General features: G+C 62.6%; 18 protein-coding genes. 6 read left to right on the top strand and 12 right to left on the bottom strand.

Annotation, left to right across the window (positions count from 1 at the left end; all coding sequences use genetic code 11):
- Positions 1-202: 202 nt before the first annotated feature.
- The 5 genes from ABD837_RS04190 to ABD837_RS04210 all read right to left on the bottom strand — a co-directional run bounded on the left by ABD837_RS04190 (position 203) and on the right by ABD837_RS04210 (position 12653).
- Complete coding sequence (locus tag ABD837_RS04190) at positions 203-487, bottom strand: hypothetical protein (protein WP_345050656.1); 285 nt, start codon at positions 485-487, stop codon at positions 203-205.
- A 282-nt stretch (positions 488-769) separates the two neighbouring features.
- Positions 770-9466: a T9SS type A sorting domain-containing protein gene (locus tag ABD837_RS04195; RefSeq protein WP_345050659.1), complete on the bottom strand. Its 8697-nt coding sequence runs from the start codon at positions 9464-9466 to the stop codon at positions 770-772.
- Positions 9467-9479: 13 nt separating this feature from the next.
- Positions 9480-10478: a right-handed parallel beta-helix repeat-containing protein gene (locus ABD837_RS04200; RefSeq protein WP_345050662.1), complete on the bottom strand. Its 999-nt coding sequence runs from the start codon at positions 10476-10478 to the stop codon at positions 9480-9482.
- A gap of 280 nt (positions 10479-10758) precedes the next feature.
- On the bottom strand, positions 10759-11409 hold the full coding sequence (locus ABD837_RS04205; protein ID WP_345050664.1) for an NAD-dependent epimerase/dehydratase family protein: 651 nt from the start codon (positions 11407-11409) through the stop codon (positions 10759-10761).
- 407 nt (positions 11410-11816) lie between these two features.
- A complete protein-coding gene (locus ABD837_RS04210) occupies positions 11817-12653 on the bottom strand; it encodes a CvfB family protein (protein WP_345050667.1) in 837 nt (278 codons plus the stop codon).
- A 110-nt stretch (positions 12654-12763) separates the two neighbouring features.
- Between ABD837_RS04210 and ABD837_RS04215 the strand changes: the two genes are divergently transcribed.
- Positions 12764-13291 (top strand): hypothetical protein, encoded by a 528-nt coding sequence (locus tag ABD837_RS04215; RefSeq protein ID WP_345050669.1) that lies wholly within the window; start codon positions 12764-12766, stop codon positions 13289-13291.
- A gap of 2 nt (positions 13292-13293) precedes the next feature.
- Here the strand turns inward: ABD837_RS04215 and ABD837_RS04220 are convergent, their stop codons facing one another.
- Complete coding sequence (locus tag ABD837_RS04220; RefSeq protein WP_345050672.1) at positions 13294-13593, bottom strand: DUF4276 family protein; 300 nt, start codon at positions 13591-13593, stop codon at positions 13294-13296.
- A 211-nt stretch (positions 13594-13804) separates the two neighbouring features.
- Here ABD837_RS04220 and ABD837_RS04225 point away from each other — a divergent pair, with 211 nt between their 5' ends.
- The gene (locus tag ABD837_RS04225) at positions 13805-14446 is read left to right on the top strand and encodes a helix-turn-helix transcriptional regulator (protein ID WP_345050675.1); all 642 of its coding nucleotides are present in this window, start codon (positions 13805-13807) and stop codon (positions 14444-14446) included.
- A gap of 164 nt (positions 14447-14610) precedes the next feature.
- On the top strand, positions 14611-15030 hold the full coding sequence (locus tag ABD837_RS04230) for a hypothetical protein (RefSeq protein ID WP_345050677.1): 420 nt from the start codon (positions 14611-14613) through the stop codon (positions 15028-15030).
- A gap of 164 nt (positions 15031-15194) precedes the next feature.
- Here ABD837_RS04230 and ABD837_RS04235 read toward each other — a convergent pair whose 3' ends face one another.
- The 5 genes from ABD837_RS04235 to ABD837_RS04255 all read right to left on the bottom strand — a co-directional run bounded on the left by ABD837_RS04235 (position 15195) and on the right by ABD837_RS04255 (position 17755).
- Positions 15195-15848 (bottom strand): MIP/aquaporin family protein, encoded by a 654-nt coding sequence (locus ABD837_RS04235; protein ID WP_345050679.1) that lies wholly within the window; start codon positions 15846-15848, stop codon positions 15195-15197.
- Positions 15848-16357 carry a GNAT family N-acetyltransferase gene (locus tag ABD837_RS04240; protein ID WP_345050681.1) on the bottom strand — a complete coding sequence of 170 codons (510 nt, stop codon included), beginning with the start codon at positions 16355-16357 and terminating at the stop codon, positions 15848-15850. Before ABD837_RS04240 ends, ABD837_RS04235 begins: the two co-directional genes overlap by 1 nt.
- Before the next feature lie 68 nt (positions 16358-16425).
- A complete protein-coding gene (locus tag ABD837_RS04245; RefSeq protein ID WP_345050684.1) occupies positions 16426-16848 on the bottom strand; it encodes an arsenate reductase ArsC in 423 nt (140 codons plus the stop codon).
- 41 nt (positions 16849-16889) lie between these two features.
- On the bottom strand, positions 16890-17351 hold the full coding sequence (locus ABD837_RS04250) for a DUF6428 family protein (RefSeq protein WP_345050686.1): 462 nt from the start codon (positions 17349-17351) through the stop codon (positions 16890-16892).
- A gap of 53 nt (positions 17352-17404) precedes the next feature.
- Positions 17405-17755, bottom strand: coding sequence for an ArsR/SmtB family transcription factor (locus ABD837_RS04255; RefSeq protein WP_345050690.1), 351 nt, complete (start codon positions 17753-17755; stop codon positions 17405-17407).
- A gap of 377 nt (positions 17756-18132) precedes the next feature.
- Between ABD837_RS04255 and ABD837_RS04260 the strand changes: the two genes are divergently transcribed.
- Positions 18133-18585 carry an energy transducer TonB gene (locus ABD837_RS04260; RefSeq protein WP_345050693.1) on the top strand — a complete coding sequence of 151 codons (453 nt, stop codon included), beginning with the start codon at positions 18133-18135 and terminating at the stop codon, positions 18583-18585.
- 132 nt (positions 18586-18717) lie between these two features.
- On the opposite strand, the gene ABD837_RS04265 is transcribed toward ABD837_RS04260, so the two are convergent.
- The gene (locus ABD837_RS04265; RefSeq protein ID WP_345050695.1) at positions 18718-20691 is read right to left on the bottom strand and encodes a BamA/TamA family outer membrane protein; all 1974 of its coding nucleotides are present in this window, start codon (positions 20689-20691) and stop codon (positions 18718-18720) included.
- A 220-nt stretch (positions 20692-20911) separates the two neighbouring features.
- Between ABD837_RS04265 and ABD837_RS04270 the strand changes: the two genes are divergently transcribed.
- On the top strand, positions 20912-22180 hold the full coding sequence (locus ABD837_RS04270) for a putative DNA modification/repair radical SAM protein (protein WP_345050697.1): 1269 nt from the start codon (positions 20912-20914) through the stop codon (positions 22178-22180).
- A 7-nt stretch (positions 22181-22187) separates the two neighbouring features.
- Positions 22188-22469 (top strand): hypothetical protein, encoded by a 282-nt coding sequence (locus ABD837_RS04275; RefSeq protein ID WP_345050700.1) that lies wholly within the window; start codon positions 22188-22190, stop codon positions 22467-22469.
- Positions 22470-22497 lie beyond the last annotated feature (28 nt).

The raw sequence follows: 22497 nt of genomic DNA on the forward strand, positions 1-22497 counted from the left end.
CTCGGCAGGTAGCAACAATCGGAAGAAGCGGTGCTATCCCAAAGTGACGTCCCATTCTACCGTTTTCTTGAACGAGTGAAACGCTACATTAAACGCTTCTAGCCACTTCCTTTTCTCTCCCTCTATACTGCAAAACGCCTAGGCTCGTCTCCCCAAACGCCAAGCTATTCTCGTACACTCGGCAAAATCCGGCCACGATGTATTAGCTCTCGGCTTCACTGCTTAGTTCAAACAGTTGGTAGTGCCGGGGGAAGTTGGCCAGCGCTTTATCGATTCGCTCGTAGCCAATGGGTTTGTCGGCAGGGCGACGGAAAAGACGAAGGGTGTTGAAGTAAGTCGGCAATTGAAGGTATAAGGTGTCAAAGAAGATGACGTCCTCATTGTGCTGGCTGCCGTCTATTTTGTCGGCCCGCAGCAGCAATTGGCCATGACTGACCAGCGCATCAGAAAGGACAAACTTTCGGTTAGATTGATAGAAAGGATTCATGGTGTTCCGCGGAAGAGCAGGCGTTGGTTTCCGCACCTTTACCACTGCTTCAAATCTACTGCCTGTTCAAGACATACCCTCCTTTGGGTGAACACCAGCAACGGGCCGATACTAGGTGGCCCGCAAGCTACTGCAGTGCCAGGCGAGTTTAAGAAACTCGTCTACGAATCAACGTTCACGAAATGCCCAAAGTAGATGAGTTTCGTAAACTTCATTTCACCCCACAAAAAAGCCTCGCCAGTATCTGGCGAGGCTTTTTGCTGCTTGACGCTACGGGCCCGGCTAGTCCTTCACCAGGCGTTTCACCACGGTGCCTTCCTGGGCGTGGATGCGCACGGTGTAAACGCCCGTGGGCAGGGTGCTCAGGTTCAGCTGGTCGGTGAGCTGGCCCTGGCGGGGGCGCACGCTGTGCTGTTGCACGGGCTGGCCCAGCACGTTCAACACCTCGATGGCCACGGGGCCCTGCTCGCGCAGGCCCGCCAGCTCCAGGGTGGCCGTGCCCGTGGTGGGGTTGGGGTAGAGGGCGGTGCGGGCCGTGAGCTGGCCGGTGGTTACCGCCAGCGGCGAGCCGACCACGAAGCTGAGGTAGAAGCGCTGGCCGGAGTAGCTGGCCGCCATCGTGAAGGCGTAGCTGGGGTTGGCGGCCAGGTTCTGGCGGCGGTTCAGGACCCGGTCTTCGAGCCACACCTGGGTACCAGCGGGCGCATCAGCCAGGTCGGCCAGCAGCAGCTCGTGGGCCCCGTCCACGCTCACGCGCACCCCGAGGGGGATGACGGGGGCCGTGGCCAGGTCGGGCAGGCCGTTGATGGCGAGGCCATCGGGGCCGGCGATGCTCCAGAGGCTGGGGCGGCCGGCGCTGTTCAGCTGCACCTTGTAGGCATCGTGCTGGGGCGCGAAGCCCAGGCCGGCGCCGCCTTCGAAGTACACCACCGTTTCATCGGTGGTGGCGTTGGCGGCGTTGCGGGCCAGCAGGCGCAGCACCGGGCGGGGCGTACCGGTGGCGGTGCCCCGGTTGAACACCGGCGAGGCGTAGCTGGTGGCGCGCACGGCGTTGGTGAAGCTTACCGTGGCCGTGGGGGCGGTGGCCCGCACGAAGAAGCCCTGCATGGCGGCCAGGCTGGGGCTGCCGCCGTTCTGGCCGAGGCCGTTCACGTAGCTCTGGTAGGTGCCCGTGTACTGGCCGCTGGGCTGGAACACGTAGAGGGCATCGGCCACGCCCGAGAGCATGCCGCTGGTGGTGCGCACCACGTCCCAGTCCATGGGCGCGGGGTAGGGGTTGCCCAGCAGGTGCCAGCCCGAGTTGGCTAAGCTGCCGCGGCCGAGGCTATAGCTCACGTTGCCGGTTTGCAGCAGGCCCGAAATGTCCACTGTGGTGGTGGGCAGGGTTTGGGCGGTGTAGCCGCGCAGGGGCAGCAGGTCGTCGGTGGCGGTGGGCACCATCCAGGCATCGGTGAAGCCCGGCTTGGCGGCCGTCAGGCGCGTCTCGTCGTACTGAAACAGGGTGGGGAAGGGCGTGGCCGCGTTGCCCACCGTGTTGTAGGCCGGGTTCAGCTCGAACACCGGCAGGTCGTCGGCAAACTCCTGCACCGTGGTGCTGATGCCGGCGGCGCTCCGCTGCATGGGCGAAGAGTAGTGGCGGTAGCCCGCCGCTCCGCTCAGGCCCGTAATGAAGCGCTCCATGGTAGCGCGGCCGGTGCAGACGCCCCCGCCGGGCTGGTTCACCACCATGCCCGTGCCGCTGGCGTTGCTGACGAGCGTGAAGTTGCCGCCGCAGGCCAGGTTGCCGCCCCCGGTTGCCATGGTGAGGACGTGCAGCAAACCCAGGGCGGGCACCGTGGCGGTGCCGCCGGTGCCGGTGCAGCTCGCACCGGCCGGGTTCTGAATCGTCCAGCTATAGAACGTGGTGGGGGCCGTGCCGCCGAAGGTTTGCAGCGTGGTGCCGTTGGCAAACACGGTGTTCAGCCCGCAGGCGAATACGCCGTTGTTCGTGAAGTTGCCGGCCAGCCCCAGCGGGCAGCCCAGGGTCACGCCCGCCGCCGAGGTGTTGGCAATGGTGAGGCCGTAGAACTGCGCCAGCGTGATGCTGCCGCCTACCGCAATGTTCTGCCCAGCGGTGCCGTTGAAGAACACGGTGTAGGTGGCCGGGTTCCAGGCCCCGCTCACGAGCCAGTTGCCGCTCACGTTGATGTTGCCGACCAGCGTGACGCCGCCCGCGCTGGTGTTGGCCAGCGTGAGGTGGTGGAAGTTGCTGGTGCCAGTGGTGCAGGTAAGCGTCTGGCCGGTGCTGCCGCTGAACAAACTCAGGAAGCCGCAGCCGCAGTAGCGGCCGTTGTTGGTCCAGTTGCCGAGGTAGGTCACGTCGCGCAGCAGCGTGAGGCCGGCGGTGCTGGCGTTGGTGTTCTGCCAGTGCCAGAAGGCCGTGAGCACCGTGCCGCCGATGGTTTGCAGGCCGGTGCCATCAAATACCACCAGCTGGTTGCCGTGCAGGAAGCCGCCGTTGTTCACCCACAGCCCGCTCACGTAGATGCCGTTGAGCAGCGTGATGCCGACTGCATTGGCAAAGGTGATGTCGTGGAAATGGGTGGTGCCGCTGCCGCCAATCGTCTGGGCCACGGTGCCGCTGAAGCGGGTGCGGAAGCCGCAGCCGCAGTAGTTGCCCAGGTTCAGGAAGTTGCGCAGCACGTCGATGTTCTGGCCCAGGCTCACGTTCACGGCGTTGTTAAACGTCACGTCGTAGAAGCTGGTGAGGGCCGAGCCGGCGATGGTTTGCAGCACCGTACCGTTGAAGTACACCAGCAGCGAGTTGGGCAGGAAGGTGCCGTTGTTGGTCCAGTCGCCCAGCAGCGTGATGCCGAGGTTCTGCTGCACCGAAGCGCCCGTGGCAATGGTGAAGTGGTGGAACACCGTGGCCACCGTGCCGCCAATCAGCTGCAGCACCGTGCCGTTGAAGAACACCGTGAAGCCGTTGGCCACGAAGCCGCCGTTGTGCGTCCAGTTGCCCAGCAGGTAGATGTTGGAGAGCAGCGTAACGGTGGTCGGGTTGTTGAAGCGCAGGTCGAAAAAGCGCGTATTCAGCCCCGCGAAGATGGTTTGGGCCGCCGTGCCGTTGAAGTACACCACGTAGCCGTTGCCGAGGAACACGCCCGCGCCGGCCCAGTTGCCGAGCACGGTAATGGGCTGGCTCAAGCTCACCGACACCAGGTTGGTGATGGTGATGTGATGGAACACGGTGTTCACCGAGCCGCTAATGAGCTGGGCCACGTTGCCGACAAAGTTGACCAGGTAGCCGTTGGCGAAGTAGCCGCCGTTGTTCAGCCAGTTGCCCCACACCCGAATGTTCTGGTTGAGCGTGATGCCCGCCAGGTTGTTCCAGGTGATGTGCCAGAACTCGAACACGCCGCTGCCGCTGATGACCTGCGCCCCCGAGCCGCCGAAGAGGGCGGTGTAGCCCGTGTACACTCCCCCCACCAGGTTGTAGCCATAGAAGGTGCCCGCGTTGGCGAAGCTGCCCAGCCAGGTCACGTTCTGGATGAGGCGGACGTAGGCGCCGCTCGCAATGTTCCAGCCGTAGAAGCTCAGCGAAGTGTAGCCGCCCACCGTCTGCACGTAGCCGGGACCTTCGAAACCGTTGAAGTACACCGTGAAGGTGCCCGGGTTGAATGAGCCCGCGTACAGGTAGTAGTTGCCCGCGATGTAGATGTTGGTGGCCAGACTCACACCCGCCAGGTTGTCTACATAAAAGTGGTAGAAGTAGGTGGTCGCGTTGGCATTAATCACCTGGGCCACGCTGCCGGCAAAGCGCACGTAGCAGCCCGTCGTGATGCCGCCCACCGTCTGGTAGCCGTAGAACACGCCCGTGTTCACGAAGCCGCCCAGCACGTAGATGTTCTGCGTGAGCGTGACGGAAACGGGGTTCTGCAGGGTGATGTTGTAGAAGTTCGTGACCTGCGTGCCGCCAATAAGCTGCGCCACCGTGCCCCCGAAAATCACCGAGTACGAGCCGCCGAAGAACAGGCCGTTGTTAATCCAGTTGCCCAGCACGGTGATGTTGCTCACCAGCGTGAGGCCGACTGTGTTGGTGATGGTAACGCCGAAGAAGGTAGTGGTACCCGAGCCGCCGATGGTCTGGGCCGTGGTACCGCTAAATACCACCGCGTAGCCGCCGGCCCCGAAGCCGCCGTTCACCACCAGGTTGCCCACAAACACCACGTTCAAACCCAGGTTCACCACCGTGTTCGGGTCGATGGTCACGTTGTAGAAAGTCGTGACCGAGCTGCCGCCGATGAGCTGCGTGAAGCCGCTAGGGCCGTTGAAGACCACGCCGTAGCTGCTGCCCCCGTTCAGGAAGGTGCCGTTGTTGGTCCAGTTGCCATACACGCACAGGATGTTGGCCGCCTGCAGCGTGACGCCGGAGTTGATGACGACGTTGCCGAACTGCACGGCCGTGCCGCCGCTCACCGTCTGGGTGCCGCTGCCGGCAAAGGTCCAGGTGCTGGTGCGGGTGGCGTAGCAGGTGCCGTTGTACACCACGTTGCCGTAGAGGTTGAAGCCGGCCGTGCCGAGCAGCTGCAGGCTGGCGCCGGTTTGCACGGTCAGGTTCAGGGCCAGGGCGGTGCCGCTGCCCACCACCGGGTAGGTGCCGAGGCCGGTCGGAATCAGGACCACGCTGGTGGCGGTGGGTACTTGCCCACAGCTCCAGTTGGCCGCGTTAAACCAGTCGGAGCTCACCGCGCCCGTCCAGGTGTAGGTGAGGGTGCCCACGGTCAGGTTGCTGCCGTTGTCGGAGCCCACGGTGGCGGGGCTGTCGGCCACTACGCGCACCCGGTAGCCGCTGCCGGCCGGGGTATTAAGTGGAATAACAGCCGAAACTGTGCCGCTGCTGGCGTTGCCGGCCAGCGAGCCGATGCTCACCGGCGCGGCAAACGAGCCGCTAGCATCCGAGAGCTGCACCGTGAAGGTGTTGCCACCGTTCAGGCTGCCCGTCGTCACAGAATACGGCACGCTCAGGGCCGAGCCGGGGCAGAAGCTCCCGCTCACGCCGCCCGTGGCAATTACCACAGTGGGCGAGCCCACCACCAGCTGCACCTGCCGCGTCACCGAGCAGCCGTTCAGGCCCACGCTGAGGGAATAGGTGCCCGCGTTGCTGGCGTTGGCGTTGGCAATGCTGGGGTTGGGCTGGCTGCTGTTAAAGCCGTTCGGGCCCGTCCAGGCAATGGTAGCGCCGGCGGGAATGCCGCTGCTGCTGAACTGAATTAGGGCGCCCGCCGCCACCGGCGAGTTGCTGCCAGCCACCACGTTGGTCAGGTTGCTGATGACGAGGTTGCCGCCGTTGTCGGCGCTGGTCAGGGCCGGGTTGGTGCTCACTAGGCGGATGCGGTAGCCCGTGCCGTCGAGGGTGGCAGCCGGCATGGTAATGCCCATACTGCCGCTGCCCGTGCCGCTAAAGGCAATGCTGCCGATACTCACCGGCGCGGCAAAGGAGCCGCTGGCATCCGACAATTGCGCCGTGATGCTGCCGCTGCTCAGGCCCGCGCCCGACACCGTGTAGTTCACCGCGTAGCTATTGCCGGCGCAAAACTGCCCCGAGAAGGTCCCCAGGGCCAACGTGGTGCTGGTTGGAGGGTTCACCAGCACGCGCACGCTGGCCGAGTCGGTGCAGCTGCCCTGCGTCACGTACACATAGTAGAAGCCCGTCGTGGTCGTCGTTACGTTGTTGAGCGTCGGGTTCTGCTGGTTGCTGACGAAGCCGCCGCCACCCGCCGTGTACAGCACGTACCATTGGTACGAAGCCGCGCCGTTGGGGCCGGCCGTGAGCTGCAGGGTGCCGCCCGTGGTGAGGGGCGAGTTGCTGCCGGCGGTAGCCACCAGCGTGGTGGGCACGGTCAGGTTGCTGCCGTTGTCGGTGGTGCTGGTTACGCCGGGGTTCGAGCCCACCAGGCGAATGCGGTAGCCCGAGCCGGCTGCCGTTGCCTGCGGAATCAGCACCGAAACCGAGCCGGTGCCCTGCCCGGCAAAAGCCGCCGAGCCAATGGCGACGGGCGCGGCAAACGAGCCGCTGGCATCCGAGAGCTGCGCCGTGATGCTGTTGCCAGCGGCGAAGCTGTTCCCCGTCACCGAGAAACCGATGCTGAGCTGCGAGCCGGCGCAGACGTTACCGCCAAACTGCGCCATGCTCAAGATGGGCTGGGCCGAGGGGTTCACCGTCACGGTCGTGGCCACGCCGGGGCTCTGGCAGCCGCCGACGGTTACGTACAGCGTGTAGGTGCCCGAGTTGCCGGTTGTGGCGTTGGGAATGGTCGGGTTCTGCTGGTTGGAGCTGAAGCCCGGGCCCGTCCAGAAGTAGCTTGCCCCGGCCACCGTGGCAGCCGTGAGCTGAATGGTGCCGTTGTAGGCCACCGGCGAGTTGCTGCTCGGCGTGGCGGTGGGCTGGGTGGTAATGCTCAGGTTCGCGCCGTTGTCGGTGGTGCTGGTCACGGCCGGGTTCGAGCCCACCAGCCGGATGCGGTAGCCCGCCCCCGTTGGCGTGTTGGTTGGAATAGTGGCCAGCACTGCGCCGTTGCCCTGCCCGGTAAAAGCCGCCGAGCCAATAGTAGTGGGGCTGGCAAACGAGCCGCTGGCACCGGAGAGCTGGGCCGTAATCGTGTTGCCGGCGGCAAAGCTGTTGCCCGTCACCGAAAAGCCGATGTTGAAGGCCGCGCCCGCGCAACCCGTGTAGCCGAACTGGCTCATGGCCAGCACCGGCACGGCGTTGGGCTGCACCAGCACCCGCACGCTGGCGGAGTCCTGGCAGCCGTTGCTGTTGCCCACGTACACGTAGTATTTGCCGCTCTGGTTGGGCTGAGCGTTGCTCAGGTTCAGGGTTTGGCCCGAGCCCACGTAGCCACTGCCGCCGCTGGTATAGTTCACGTACCACTGGTAGCTGCTCTGGCCCGTGGGCTGGGCCACCAGCTGAATGGTGCCGTTGAATACCACCGGCGAGTTGCTGCTGGCCGAAGCCACCGGCGTGGGGTAAATGGTCAGGTTAGTACCGTTGTCGGTACCCGTAATCGCGGGGTTGCTGGCCACCACGCGCACCCGGTAGCCGCTGCCGGCCGGCGTGCGAAACGCCACCGTATCGCGCAGAACCCCGCCGCTGGCACTCGTGCTAATCAATGAGCCATACAGCCGCGAGCCGGCCGTGAATACGCCGTTGGCATCCGAAAGCTGGAATTTGAACTGGTTGGCGGCGTTGTAAGCCGTCGTATTGGTGGTGAAGGGCACCTGAATAAAGGTGCCGCTGCAAAACGCCGCCGGCGACACCGTGCCCGTGGCAATGGTGGGCGGGTAGGTGTAGTTGGTGCTCGAGCAGGCCGTGCCGCCGGGCGTGGTCACGCAAATCTGGCCGGTGGTGCCGCCGTTCGGGGCGTTCACCGTAATCTGGGTGCCCGTGTTCACCGCGAAGCCCGGCGCATTCACGCCGTTGAACGTGACGGCCGTGGCCCCGCTGAAATTAGTGCCCGTGATGGTAACCGGCGTGCCACCCGCTCCGCCCGTGGGCGTGAAGCTGGTGATGCTCGGCCCGGCGCAGTTGAAGTTGTAGGTGCCCGCGCCGCTCAGTACCACGTACTGGCCGGCCGCGTTCTGCACCGCCAGCCGGAATACCCGCGCCGTGGCGGGCGAGGCCAGCGTGCGGATGACCGGCGTAGTGGTGCCCGCCGTCAGGCTGGCCACATAAGTGTCGATGGTCGTGAACGGCCCGGCCGCGCTGGCCCCCGTTTGCAGCACAATGCTGAAGCTGCTCGTGTTGCTGGGCGTGAGCTTGTAGCGTACCTCGCTCACGGTCTGGGCCGCGCCGAGGTCGGCCTGAATCGCGCCACCGTTGTAGATATAGGGTGAATTGCTGGTAGTGGGAGAGGCCGGGTCGGTGTTAAAAGCCAGGTCGGGGGAGTTGCCCACCGAGCCGCTGTAGCCATAGCTGCTGGCTGGCAGCCCCGCCGCGAAGTTGGCCGACGAGGCGCAGCCGTTCTTCACGAAGGCCTTGCTCCAGACCAGGCTCCACTTGCCATTGGCATCGCGCGAACGCACAAACAGGCGGTTTGCCCCATCGGGCAGCCCGCTGGCATCGGCCGCGAACACGAAGCCCGCAATGTCGGCTGCCGGCGTTATCGGCACGTCGACTCCATTGCCAAAGCCGGTGTCCGCATTGAAGTAATATTCCAGCTTGGTGATGTTGGGCGCAGCCGCCAGCACGGGCTCGTAGTAAAAGCTGCGCACGCTGGTCAGGCTCCACTTGCCGTTGGCATCCCGGCTGCGAATGCTCAGCGAATGGAAGCCGGCGCTCACGCTGCTCAGCGGCACGGCCAGGGCCACCCCGCTGATGTCGGGGCCAGCCGTAACGGGGATGTCAACGGCCGGGTCGTTGTCGAGAAAGTACTCGAGCTTCACCACGTTGGGCGCGGCTACCACGGCATTTGGCTCGTAGTAGAAGCTGCGTACTGCAGTCAGGCTCCATTTCCCGTTGGCGTCCCGGCTGCGAATGCTCAGGTTGTGAAACCCGGCACTCACGCTCGCCAGCGGCACGGCAATGCCCACGCCGCTGACGTCGGTGGCGGCCGTTACCGGCACGTCAACGGCCGGGTTATTATCGAGGAAGTACTCGAGCTTGACCACGTTGGGTGCTGCCACGATGGCATTCGGCTCGTAGTAGAAATTGCGCACCGAGGTGAGGCTCCACTTGCCGTTGGCGTCTTTGCTGCGGATGCTCAGGCTGTGAAACCCGGTGCTTACGCTGCCCAGCGGCACGGCCAGGGCGATGCCGCTGATGTCGGGAGCGGCCGTGACGGGGATGTCAACGGCCGGGTTGTTGTCGAGGAAATATTCGGCCTGAACAATGTTCTGGGCGTGGCCGAAGCGCGCCGCGCCCAGCAGGGCCAGCAGCAGCAACAGCTGCCACCAGCTCCGCCAGCCACGCGACGGGTGCGATGAGGAATAGCGATACATGAGAACGGGCCGCTTAGTTGTTGGAGCGGGTGCTCACGTTCACGTTCAGCGTGTTGCCGCTCACGCTCTGCGAAAGCTGGTAAATGGTCGGAATGGCCGGGATGCCCGCAATGCGGTAGGCAAAGCCCGTGGCCGAGCCATAAGCCCCGATGTCGACGCCGCCCTGGCCCGTGCCAATGGCCGGGCTGCCGGCTTTTAGCTTGTACCAGGCATCAAACTGGCCGGGGACGGTAGGAGTCAGCACAAACACGCTGCTTTGGGGCACGTTGGCGGTGTTGTTGCTCTGGCTGCCCAGGGTGGGCAGGGTGGCCTGGCCCAGCAGGTTGTACTGCCAGGTGGTGTTGGCGGTGGTGCTGAGGTTGTTGCCGAAGTAGTTGTTGCGGACCGTGAAGCCGTCGAAGTTGGAATTGCGCAGCGCCACGTTGTTGCTGAACTCGCCGGTGAAGCCGGTACCGCTCACGTTCACATCCAACTGGATGATATTGTTCGTAATGAGCAGGTTGGTGGTAGCCGTATTGGTGTTGTAGGAGATGCCGTAGATGTAATTCTGCCGTATCACGTTGTTGGTCGTCGCCACGTTGTAGTTCGTGTAGAGGTAAGCGTTACTCACGTAGTTGCGCTGGAAAATCAGGTTGCTGGCCCCCAGGTACACGGTGCTCGTTATCAGGCCCGACATACTGGTGCCGTTGCTGCCCGTAGTGAAAACTACCTGCCCCACCGTGGCCGGAATCACGCTGGCCTGCAAGGCCGGCGGCTGGTTCTCGCTCAGGAAATAGCCCGGACCGACGAAGGTGAGCTGTTTGGTGCAGTTCAGGTTGCCGTAGCTGGTGGTCGAAGGCTCCACCTGAATAATGTCGCCGCTAACCGCTGCGTCGTGCGCCAGTTGAATGGTGGCGTAAATGTTGGTGCCGGTAATGCCGTTGTTGTTCACGCGGCGGATGGTTTGGGCCGAAGCCAGCTGCACAGCCAGCGTCAGCAGCACGAAGAGGAGGGCGGAGGAGAGCTTTTTCATAAATCGGAACAGAAAAAAGGTGGTGGAGAAACTGCCAAAAGCCCTTTTCCTGTGCCGTATGCAAGGAATTGTAAACAGGCTTTTGCAAGGGTAAAATTGACCTTTGCCCTGCTGTCCGTACAATCCGTGCTGTCCCGTATTTTCCCGTTCTCCCGCCTCCGTGCCAGCACGGATATACCTGGTGTAGGGGCGGGGCTTGCCCCCGCCCGCCGTATGCGCAACTAATGAACGTTGTGCATGCGACGGGCGGGGGCAAGCCCCGCCCCTACAATGCTGTTACTTATTTCACTAACCCCGCCGCCTCGTGCACCCGCACGCCCCCGCCATCGTCTTCGGCGGCGCGCAGCATCGCGGCGGCTACGGCCGCACCGGGCACCGGCCGGTATTTCTGCAGGGGCCCGCGTAGCAGTGGCCGCGTCAGTTTCAGCACCACCGCTCCCAGCCGCTCGCCCAGGCGGGGCGTGGCCCGCTCGCCCAGCAGCAGCGAAGGCCGGAAAATATGGATGGCCCGAAACGGCGCCTGCTGCACGGCCGCTTCCATCTCGCCCTTCACCCGGCTGTAGTAGATGCGGCTTTCCGCATCGGCCCCCATGCTGGACACCACCATAAACTGCGCCGCGAAGTTGCCCGCCGCCAGCGCCGCCAGCTGCACCACGTACAGAAAATCAACCTTAAAAAAGGCCTCTTTCGAGCCCGCCTGGGCCATGGTAGTACCCAGGCAGCAAAACACGTCGTCGGCAATCAGCTTCAGGCGCACCGCCTCCAGCTTGTCCAGCTCCGTCACCACCTGCACCAGCTTCGGATGGATGGTGGGCACGGCCTTGCGCCCCACCACAATCACCTTCGCATACCGCTCCGAAGCCAGCAGCAGCGGCAGCAATTGCGAACCAATCAGGCCCGTGGCCCCAGCAAGTAAAGCGGTTTTCTGCATGGGAATCGGCTTTAAATCCGCTATGCTTACCGTTGGTTTATCGTGAAAGTTGTGACGGAGAACGGGCAAATCTTCGATTTGTAGAATACGAGCTTTTATGGCAGCAGAAAGAGGTTTGACAGGTTTTGCTTCCTGACAATACGGCCCATCATAAAGATGCCAATCATATACGAACAAGCCATACTGAGCATAGTCTTGCCAAATCTTTATAGTGCCAAAATGAGGGAGCGGAATTTCACCAGCGAGCAGTGAATGCGCTTCGTGATGGGCTAATACATTTTCAGGAATAAAGCCGTAACCCCCGAAGCTGAAGATGCCAATGTTGCCCACAGAATCGAGAGCAAACCAGTCAAACTCCATACCCCAGAAATCATCCATTAAATCCGTATTACCCATCGGATTCAATATTACTTCAATACCGTTGCTTCCGGCTCCAGCAGTACTAGGCCCTGCCGGAACAATGCGCCCAGTGCTTTTTTGAATACCTTTTTGCTCATGCCCACGCGGCGGTATACATCCTCAGCCAGGCTCTTGTCGCCCAGTGGCAGGCGCCCACCCGGCGCAGCTTTGATGGCTTTGAGCAGCGTATCGGTGGCCGATTCTACCTCGCCGTAGCCTTCCTGTTGGAGGCGCACGTCGAGCTTGCCATCGGCGCGCACCTGGCGCAGGAAGCCGGGCAGCTGCTCGCCCAGCCGCAGGGGCCGGAATACTTCGTTGTGAAACAGCAGCCCCTGGTGCGTTCCGTTCACGATGACGGGGTAGCCCAGCTCGGTTTCGTCGGCCACCAGCAGGCGCACCGCGTCGCCGGGCTCGCCCTGGAAGGGCTCCTGGCTCAGAAACTGCTTCCACTTGGTGGAGGCCACCAGGCGGTCGCTTTCTTCGTCGAGGTACACGTACACGAACACCCGCTCGCCGATGCGCAGGTCGCGCCGCTGGTTGCGGTAGGGCAGGAGCAGGTCCTTCTCCAGGCCCCATTCCAGAAACGCGCCGGCCGGGCCGTGGTCCTTCACCGTGAGGCCGGCGTAGGAGTTCACCAGCGCCAGGGGTCGCAGGTTGGTGGCAATGAGGCGGTCCTCCGAGTCGCGGTACACGAATACGCGCACGATGTCGCCTACGCGGGTACCGGCCTCCACGTACTTTTCGGGCAGCAGCAGGTCGCCGTCGTCGGAGGTGAGGTAGAGGCCGATGCTGGTTTCGCGGGCTACTTCGAGGTCGTTGTAATCGCCGAGGAGGAGGCTGGCCATCTGAGAGGTATTTAATTGGGGAAAGCTACAAAGGTCGGTTCGTCCGGGGGCAGCCACAAGAAACCGCCACACCTTTGTGCCACTCGCCTCAATTCCGGTAGCTGAAAACGATGAATGATTTAGTGCCCATTGAAACCGTAAGCTGGGAAGAATTGCAGCAGTACGTATACGAGGTAGACGGTTCGTGGCGCGACATCTACGTGCTGGGCGCTAATCGGGCAGACTGGGAAATCTGGGCTGATTTCGTCAATGCGAACTACCGCGTAAAATTCATCGATGGCAATTCCGTTCGGCATAATCAAATTGATTTTACAGCGGTAGAAAGCTTTTGGGACAGCGACGGCCCCAATATGCCCATATCAACATTCTTCGTCGGTGAGGTTAATGTCAACTGTTATTTCTTCGGCGATTATGAGATTGAAAACGACATCGACCCGCTAAAAATCACCTCCTATGCGGTCCATCAGCAGCTAATGGATTATTTGACTCGGCTCTCGCAGGCGCTTGGGAAAGAAGTAGTGCTGACTTTAGAAAACGACACGCCGCAACCCGGTACCGGACGGCGGCAATGGCATCCGTTGCTTGCTGTTAATGGCGAGCAGATAATGGTCTACCCGTACTGGCTCGGCTCCAAGTAGCATCAACACTGCCCGCGCAGGAAGTCGAAAAACCGCTTGGCGTGGGGCGCGCGCCGCCCAATAGCGGCCGGGTCGAGGGTAGCCAGAATATCGAAGGAATGCTTGCCCTTGTCGTATTCGCGTTTGGCTGTGGCGCGGCGCAGGCTGTCATCAAGAGCCGGCTTGGTGACCGTTTCCAGTTGCGCAGTGGTCGGTAGCGCGCTGGCCTGGAAGCCTTGCCCATAGTAGGCCGCCAGCCGGGCAGCATCGGCGACCAGCCAGGTTTCCATGCTCACGGCCATGAAGTGAATTTGGGCGCACATCGGGCGCGGCCGGGGTAGGGTCCTGGGTTGGTTCGGCCATTAGAGAGTTGAGCTATTGGGTGCTAGGGGCAAAACAGCGCAGTAGGGCACGACCCCGCACCCTACTGCGCTGTTTTTGGAACTAATCGGAAAAAACAGCGCATCTTTAAGAATATATCTGCGCTGTTTTTAGGAAAAAACTAAAAAAACAGCGCAAATTTCCCTGACTCTTATGGCGCGACACGTTGCTACAGCCACCTCCCTGATAGCCCGCGTACGGGCCTGGTTTGGCCTCGCGCAGGCCGAACTGGCCCTGTACCTGGGCATTAGCCCGCCCTTGGTGCGCGACCTCGAAACCAACCGCCGGACCCTCACATCCGCCGTCAGCGCCGCCCTGCTGCCGCTGCTGCTCCAGCTGCCCCCGCCCGAGGTGCCCGCCGCGCCGGCCACTGGTGCCGCCCTACCGCCCAATACCCCCGCGCCCGATGCGGCCGACCTCGACTTCCGCCGCCGCGAGTGCCTGCACCGTGCCGGACGGCTGTCGGCCCAGGCCGACGCCCTGGCCGCCCGCGCCCACGTGGCTGCCCGCTGGGCCGCTGCCCGGCCCGCCCTGAGCCCGCCCTCCGAAGACGCGCCCGCTCCCGATACGCCCGCCGCCCAGGCGCTGGCCGTTGCCCTGGCCCAAGCCGCTGACCCCACCGACCCGGCCCGGGCCCGTGACCACGCCCGCTGGCTGCGGGGCTGGCTGGCTGCCCGTGCCGCACCCCTCTCGGTCGCCGAGGCCACGCGCTTCCACCGCCTGCGCGCCCAGGCCGCTGGCTTGCTGGCCGAAGCCGCCGCCCTGGCCGAAGCCCTGGCCCCGCCCTTCCCTTGAGTAGTGAGTCGACAATAAGCGCAAGACCAATACGAATGGGTGGCGTGCCGACGCGCGCCTTACTAAAAACGGTAATATTCTTATTCGTGAATAATAAGGGCGGGCAGCACGGCGTTGGGGACGGTGTCAATTCTTTCCACAAACCATTCAACCCCATTCTTCCCATGAACCCCGATTATTCCTTCCTCACGACCTGGGCCGAGTGCGACGCCGCCAAAGCCGATGTCGAGTTCGAGCTGAAGACCTTCAGCTACCGCGACGCCGGCCTCGAAATCACCGACGAGCGCGCCAGCCGCAGCAAAACCGCCGGAGCCGCCGCCCTGGCCAAAAAAGACGGCGAAATCCTCACCGCTCAAGGCCAGGCCACCGTGGTCGGCCTCACCGCCCAGCAGGTGCAGGATGCCAACGACAAAGTGGAGCTGCTGCAGGCTCAGCGCAAGCAAATCATGAAAGCCAACCGCACCAGCGCTGGCACCGACCGCTTCCTGGCCACCGTCGATGCGGCTCAGATACAGGCCCAAATTGATGTGCTCACCACCACGCTGGCCAGCATTGCCACCCGCCGCGCCCAGCTCACAAGCTAGTCCAACAGGTAGTTGGTTAAAGTAGAAAAGGCCCCGGCGACTATCGCCGGGGCCTTTTTTCGTGCCTTCGTAGGGTGCGGGGCTTGCCCCCGCCCGGACGGTCGCACTGTTGCACGGAATCATAGCAACGGTACGACCGTCCGGGCGGGGGCAAGCCCCGCACCCTACTTGTTTTGCAAGCCCTTATCCACGGCTACGGCCAGCAGCGCGCCACCTATTGGCCCCACCACGTACACCCACCAATCTGTCCAGTTGCCGCTGAGCAGGGCCGGGGCCAGCGAGCGGGCCGGGTTCATGCTGGCGCCTGTGAGGGGGCCGGCCACCAGCGCTTCCAGCGCCACGGTGGCGCTGATGGCCAGCCCCGCCAATAGTCCCGCTTCCTTCGGTCCCGACGCAACGCGCAGAATCACCAGCATCAGCCAGAAGGTGAGGAAGGCTTCGATGCCCAGCGCCTGCCAGGCACCGTGGGCCGGCAGGGTAGCTCCCAGGGTAGAGGCCGGCCCGGCAATCAACTTCACCAAAAAGCTGCCCAGGGCCGCGCCCGCCAACTGTGCCAGCACGTAGGGCAGCACCCGCCGCCCACTGAAGCGCCCTGTGGCCCAGAAGGCCACCGTCACGGCCGGGTTTACGTGTGCCCCGCTGGTTTCGCCCAGGCTCTGGATGATGGCAAACACCACCAGCCCAAAGGCCACCGCTACCCCGCTGTGCCCCAGCGCGTGGGTTTGCGCATCAACGACGGCCGCACCGGTACCGAAAATCAACAAAATGGCCGTGCCTAGCATCTCGGCCAGCAGGCAGGTACGGAGCGGGAGCAGCATCAGGCCTGAATCGTATCGGTAGAGCCCACCACAGTGCTGCGGCGCTCCAGTAGCAGGGTGTCGTGCCACACGCCGTGCAGCTGGCCGATGCGCTCGCGCCGCCCCACCAGCCGAAACCCCACCGCTTCGTGCAGCCGCACACTGGCCGTGTTTTCGGGAAATATGCCCGCCTGCAAAGTCCAGAGGTCGTTTTTCTCTGACTCAGTCACCAGGGCCTTCATCAGGCCCAGGCCCACGCCCTGCCCCCGGGCGGCGGCCCCCACGTACACGCTCACTTCGGCCACGCCCGCATACACGCAGCGACCCGAAACCGGCGACAGCGCCACCCAGCCCAGCACCGTCCCGGTTGCGTCGGCAGCTACCAGGCGGCAGGCGGGCAGGTGGCCAGCATCCCAGGCCTCCCAAGTGGGTGGCTCGGTGGTGAAGGTGGCCGTACCGGTGGCCATGCCTTCGGCATATATGGCGCGCACAGCTGGCCAATGGGTTGCCGTGAGGGGAAGCATGTTCATGAAAAGAACTGGTAAGAAGCGTTTCCTGGCCGTCCTGCGGAGCGTAGCCGAAGCAGAACGGCCATGGATTAGAAATTTGCCCGCACGAAGTCGTGGGCGTAAGCCTTCACTTGCTCGCGCACGCTGCGGAACTGGGCCATAATTTCCTCCTCGCTGCCGGTAGCCTTGGCCGGGTCGGGGAAGTTGTGGTGCAGCTTGGTCGCCGTTGTCGGGAACACGGGGCACACCTCGTTGGCGTGGTCGCACACGGTGATGATGAAGTCGAAGGGCACGGCGGCATATTCGTCGACGTGGTTGCTGGTGTGGGCCGAAATGTCCACGCCATCCTCCGCCATCACGCGCACGGCGCGGGGGTTGAGGCCGTGCACTTCCACCCCGGCGCTGTATACCGCGGCGCGCTCGCCGAGCTCCTGCACGAGGTAGCCGTGCAGCAGCTGGCTGCGGCAGGAGTTGCCGGTGCACAGCACCAGAATGTTTTTCTTGTCAGACATAAAAGTTGGGGTCAGCCGCGGGCGGCGTTAGGTAAAGAAGATTAGCAGCACCCGCCGCCCGGCGCGCAACCGGCCACCTGCAGCTGGGGCAACGCAAACGACTGGTCGGCGGGAATGCCGCAGGCATCCTGCGCCAAACAGGCCGTGTGCTTGGGCGTGAGCCAAAAATCCGTGCCGTCAAAGTCCAGCCCGAATTTGCCGATGGTCGACTGCTGGTATTCCACCTCAATCTCTAAATCCTCGCGGCCCAGGATTTTCTCCGACAGCTGCAGGATGTGCAGGAATTTCTGTGGCGCCAGTCGGTGGTCGTAGTCGCCCGCTTCCCAGAGCTGGAAGTTGGCTGCCGTTTCGCGCCGCTCCACACCGCCACAGTCAATAAAATGCTTGCTCACCAAGCCCACTTCTGTTACGTGGAAATGGGCGGGCAACTGCGTGCCATCGGCCAGTCGGAAGCTCACGGCTGCCAGCCCGGCCAGCGCTTCTTTCATCTCGGAGATTTTCATGATGCTGTTGGGTTGAGAGTAGGATTTGGGAAAAGGAGAGGTATGATTAAAAGTTAGCAACAGACGGGTCCGGTCGCTGCGGTGCCGGCCGCGACGGGCAGCTCGGCCAGCAGGTCGCCAAAAAGTTGCCGGGCCACGGCCCAGCCCGCCGCATCGAGGCAATAGCACACCCGCGGGCCGTCGACTTCGCCCTGCACCAGGCCGGCTGCCTTTAGCTCCTTGAGGTGCTGCGATACAGTGCTTTGCGATAACGGTAGCTCGAGCACCAGCTCGCCGCACACGCAAGCCTGGCGCTGCGCCAGCAACCGCACAATGGCTACCCGGGCCGGGTGGCCCAATGCTTTGGCCATCGCTGCCAACTGCTGCTCCTGGGCCGTAAAATGGGTGCGCTTGTGGAAAGCCATAAGAGTATCAGCGCTTATCGTAGATTTACGATTGCAAACATAATAGGATGTTTCCAATTCTGCTCTGGGTAATTTCTGTTTGGCGGAATAATGCTGTTTTTGTTAATAAAAAAATAACCTGCAGATGCATGCGTTGGGTTATGAATTATTATCTACGGATAATGCCAAAAAATGCGTTTAAATGGAGTGAATAGCGATTTGATAAATTATTACACTACAAATAATACCATGAAATGTGCCTGAAAATAGCCGGTTACGCCCAGAAAAAATCTATTGATAAGTCAATTTGTAAAAACTATTTTGTAGCTTTCCATCGTAGTTAACCAAACCGCCAAGGTGGACTACCTTCTTGCTCGCATCACTTATCGTTATTTACTATGAAAAATACTTTACGATTTTCCGTTCTCGCCGGTATGCTGGGGCTGTTGGCCGCCAGCCAAGGCCACGCCCAAACAGGCCCCAACCAGTCGGCCCCGGCCAGCCCGGCCGCTCCGGCTGCCATCAACCCCGATTCCGTGTTTGTGAACCCTGAAGTGCGGCCCCAGTTTGTGGGTGGCGACCGGGCGTTTGCGGCCTATGTGGGTAAATCCATCCGCTACCCGCAGCAGGCGCTGAACCGCCGCATCTCGGGCCGGGTTTTCATTAGCTTCACCCTCAGCGCCCAAGGCAAGGTGCAGGATGCCCACGTGGTAAGCGGGCCCGGCAACGGCCTCAACGAGGAGGCCCTCCGGCTTATCTGGACCATGCCCCCCTGGGAGCCCGGCCGCGTAAACGGCCAGCCGGTGCGCGTGGCCTGCACGCTACCAATTGCCTTCAACTCGGGCCGCTAGACTAGTTATTTTTTGAAGTCGTTTTCGACTGTATTGGTGAGTTAAAGCAATTAGTTAGATTATATCCGCTATAAAACAACAGCGCCCTGCTTCCCATTAGGAGGCCGGGCGCTACTATGTTGGCTCCGGTTCTTATTGATATACCGGCACACCGGGCGCACCCAGGCCAAAGTCACTGAAGGTGATGGTTTCGCGGGTGCTCTCGTACATGCGGGTACCGTTCGCGGTATTTAGCCCGCGCGGGTAGTAGCCCAGCAACAGCTGGAAGGTGCGCAGCACGGTGAACTCGTTGCGGAAACGCAGGCCCAGCCCAAAGCCCGTGTAGGGAGCGTCGGTGAAGGGCGACCCGCCGCCGGGCCGTTCCGATACCCAGGCCGCGTCGGCAAAGGCAATGCCGGCCAGGCGGAAGCCCAGCAGCGAGAGCGGGGTAAACAACGTGGTTTCGTAGTTGAGCACAAAGCGGCTGGTAGCCCGAATGGGATTGGCCGGCGAGAAGCCCCGCAGACCCCGGTCGTTGGTGATGCCCTGCTGCAGGTAGTCGCCCGGCCGGCGGTTCAGTCCAATGGTGGCCCGACTGCTGAGGAAGTGGCGGTACTGCCAGTTGCCGGTGTGGTACAGCTTGGTAAACGAGGTAAATTCCCCCGTCAGCAAGCCCTGTTCCCAACGGTGGCCCTGGTCGAGGCGCTGGTAGCCGCCCAGGTCTACGGCGCCGTAGAGGTAGCCGGTGCGGGTGCTGTAGCCTGCAGCGGCAATGCGCACGTCGAGGTAGCGGTGGGGCACCACGCTGTTCATGTCGTAGCCAGCCGTGAAACTCACCAGCGTGCCGGTTGGCACGTCTTCGGTGCGGCCAAAGCCAAACAGGTACCGGTCCTTATAGTAGCGCCGCACGGAGTAGCCCACGGTGCCCAGCAGCAGGGTGCCATTGTAGTAGTTGTTCTGGTAGCCCGGCACATCGATGGGGTCGGGGTTGGGCACGGCCTGGTACTGCGTCCGGATAACGCGCGTGGCCACAATAATGCGCCCAGGGTTCTCGTAGCCCAAGTCGTAAGAGCGCAGGCGCAGGGCCCGTCCTATCCAGGCGTCCTGCACATTGTAGGTGAGGGGGTAATAGCGGTTGGACTGGCCCGGCGCCGGCGATGTCAGCGGAAAGGCGAGCACATAGCGGTCGAGGCTGAGTGCCCCGGCGTAGCGCGTGGTGGGCGAGTAAAAGTCGCGCCGCAGCGATACCCCGCCCGAGCGGTAATTGAACTCGTCGCGGTAGCGGCCCTGGGCGTAGATAAAATGGCGGAAAGGAGCAGTGTAGCTGCCTTCGTAGGCCCAGGTTTGGGCCCCGGGCGCATTGTCGAACTCGCTGCCGTAGCGGTAGGCGTTTTCGACCTGGTGGCCCAGCCCCAGGAAATTCTGGTCGCCAAGCGTGACGACCCCCGACGTGGCCGAACCTATCTGCACGCCGGCTGTGACGCTGAATACATCGGTGGTGAGCACTTCGATGTCGACGCTATCGCGCGTGGTGGTGCGCTCGTTCACCAGCACCCGGGCGTCGAGCACTTCGGGTGTCTGGCGCAGCAAACGCTCCGATTCGGCCAGGGCCTGGGGCGCCAGCGCCTGGCCGGGCCGGAACAGCAGCACCTGGCGGATGCGGGCCCGCGAGGTTTTGATGTGCAGGCCATTGCCGACTTTGTCGAATAGCGCATTCGGGTGCCGGGTCGAGTCGGTGAGGCTGTACCCGAAAGCGTCGAGTGTTCGGATAGTTACGCGGCGCACAATCTTGAAGCTGTGCCGGTCGAACTGCCGGTCGAGCAGCACGGCGTCGAGGCCGGCCTGCTCTTCCTGCCGGCGCGTGAAGTTGAGCAAGCCGGACATGGCCCGGCCCACGATGGTTTTGCGGCGGGTGTAGGCCTGCAAGCGGTTGATAAGCCGCTCCTGGTCGAAACGCTCGCGCAGGGAATCGGGCCGGGCCGGCAGCGTCTCCTGGCTGGCGCGCAGCGAGTCGGGCGGCACCGCCGAGCGGGGGTCAAATGTTTGGGCACCCGCCGGCCGGGCCAGCCCCAGCAGCAGGAGCAGACCCGGCAGCCACACCGATAAATAATAACCGCGAAAGCTCATGGATAGGGGCAACGCCGCAAAGTACGAAAAGGAGCCCGGGCTGTTGGCGGGTGGGGGAATTGCCAAAGACGCGGCAGGCACCGCTTTGCTAAGCTATTGCGAAAGAATAGCCGGCTGTTTTTCCCGAAAAAAGAAACTATTCCCAAAAAAATTAGCTTAAAGTATAGTGTCCGATTGCGGGCTGATTAGTAATTTTAAAGCCGAAAGCACGTCCCGCCGTATGAACGAACGCATTCAGGAGAAACTAAGCATATTAGCCGACGCGGCCAAGTACGATGCGTCGTGCAGTAGCAGCGGTGGCAAGCGCAAAAACGAAGGCAAAGGCCTCGGCAATGCCGAAGGCATGGGCATTTGCCACAGCTATACGGAAGACGGCCGTTGCGTGAGCCTGCTGAAAATCCTGCTCACCAACCACTGCATCTTCGACTGTGCCTACTGCGTGTCGCGCCGTTCGAACGATGTGAAGCGGGCCGCTTTCACCGTGGATGAAGTGGTGGACCTCACCATCAACTTTTACCGCCGCAATTACATCGAAGGGCTGTTTCTGAGTTCCGGCATCTTCTCCAGCCCCGACTACACGATGGAGCGCCTCGTGCGCATCGTGAAAAAGCTGCGCACCGAGCACAAATTCAACGGCTATATCCACGTCAAAACCATTCCGGGCGCATCGCAGGAGCTTATTGCCGAGGCTGGCTTGTACGCCGACCGCCTCAGCGTGAACATTGAGCTGCCCTCGGAGCTGGCTCTGACCACGCTGGCCCCGGAAAAAAACTACGCCGAGATTCTGACCCCGATGGCACAGATTCGGGACGGCATCATTCAGAATAAAGAGGAGAAAGCCCTGTTCAAGAAAGTGCCCGGCTTTGCTACCGCTGGCCAAAGCACCCAGCTTATTGTGGGCGCCAGCGCCGAAACGGATTTGCAAATCATCAAGCTCACCGACTCGCTCTACCAGGGCTACGGGCTGAAGCGCGTGTATTACTCGGGCTACATTCCCGTGACCGATGATGCCCGCCTGCCGCAGGTGACCCAGCCACCCGTTATCCGGGAGCACCGCCTGTACCAGACCGACTGGCTCATGCGCTTCTACGGCTTCCAGGCCGACGAAATTCTCGACCCGGCCCACCCGCACCTCGACCTCGAAATCGACCCCAAACTGTCCTGGGCCCTGCGCAACCGGCACGTTTTCCCGGTCGACGTGAACACCGCCGACTACGAGATGATACTGCGCATTCCCGGCGTGGGCGCCCGCTCGGCCAAGCGCATTGTAGCCGCCCGCCACTTCGCCTCCCTCAACATGGAAACCCTGCGCCAGCTGGGCGTCGTGCTAAAGCGCGCCAAATACTTTCTCACCTGCCAGGGCGAGCGGCAGCCCATTATTGGCGAGCTGACCGAGCAACAGGTGCGCCGCCAGATTCTGTTTGGCTCCGGCTCGGTGCGCTCGGCCCTGGTTACCCAGCAACTCGATTTGTTCGCCCAGGCCTCCTGAATCTACTGTGCAAGCTGACTTCAACTCCGACTCTTCCACCCTGCTGCTACACCCCGGCCAACTGGGCGGCGTGCAGCACGACATCCTGTTTTCTGTCATGAAAGTTATTCACCGCCAGCCCGAGGCTGCTGTTCGGCCCGCTGCCGTTTCCGCTTCCGACAAAGTGAACCGCCTCTCGTGCTGCTGCCGCATTAGCGAGCTGATGCCTTTGGTGCGCCAGCTGCACGACGAAGCCCGGGCCCGCCACGAAGCCCAACGCCAGGGCGAAGAGCGCCAGCAGGCGGCATAAAAACGGGACGCCCGGTTTCGCGCTTAGC

The sequence above is a fragment of the Hymenobacter glaciei genome, assembly GCF_039539585.1.
GTDB classification, from domain to species: domain Bacteria; phylum Bacteroidota; class Bacteroidia; order Cytophagales; family Hymenobacteraceae; genus Hymenobacter; species Hymenobacter glaciei.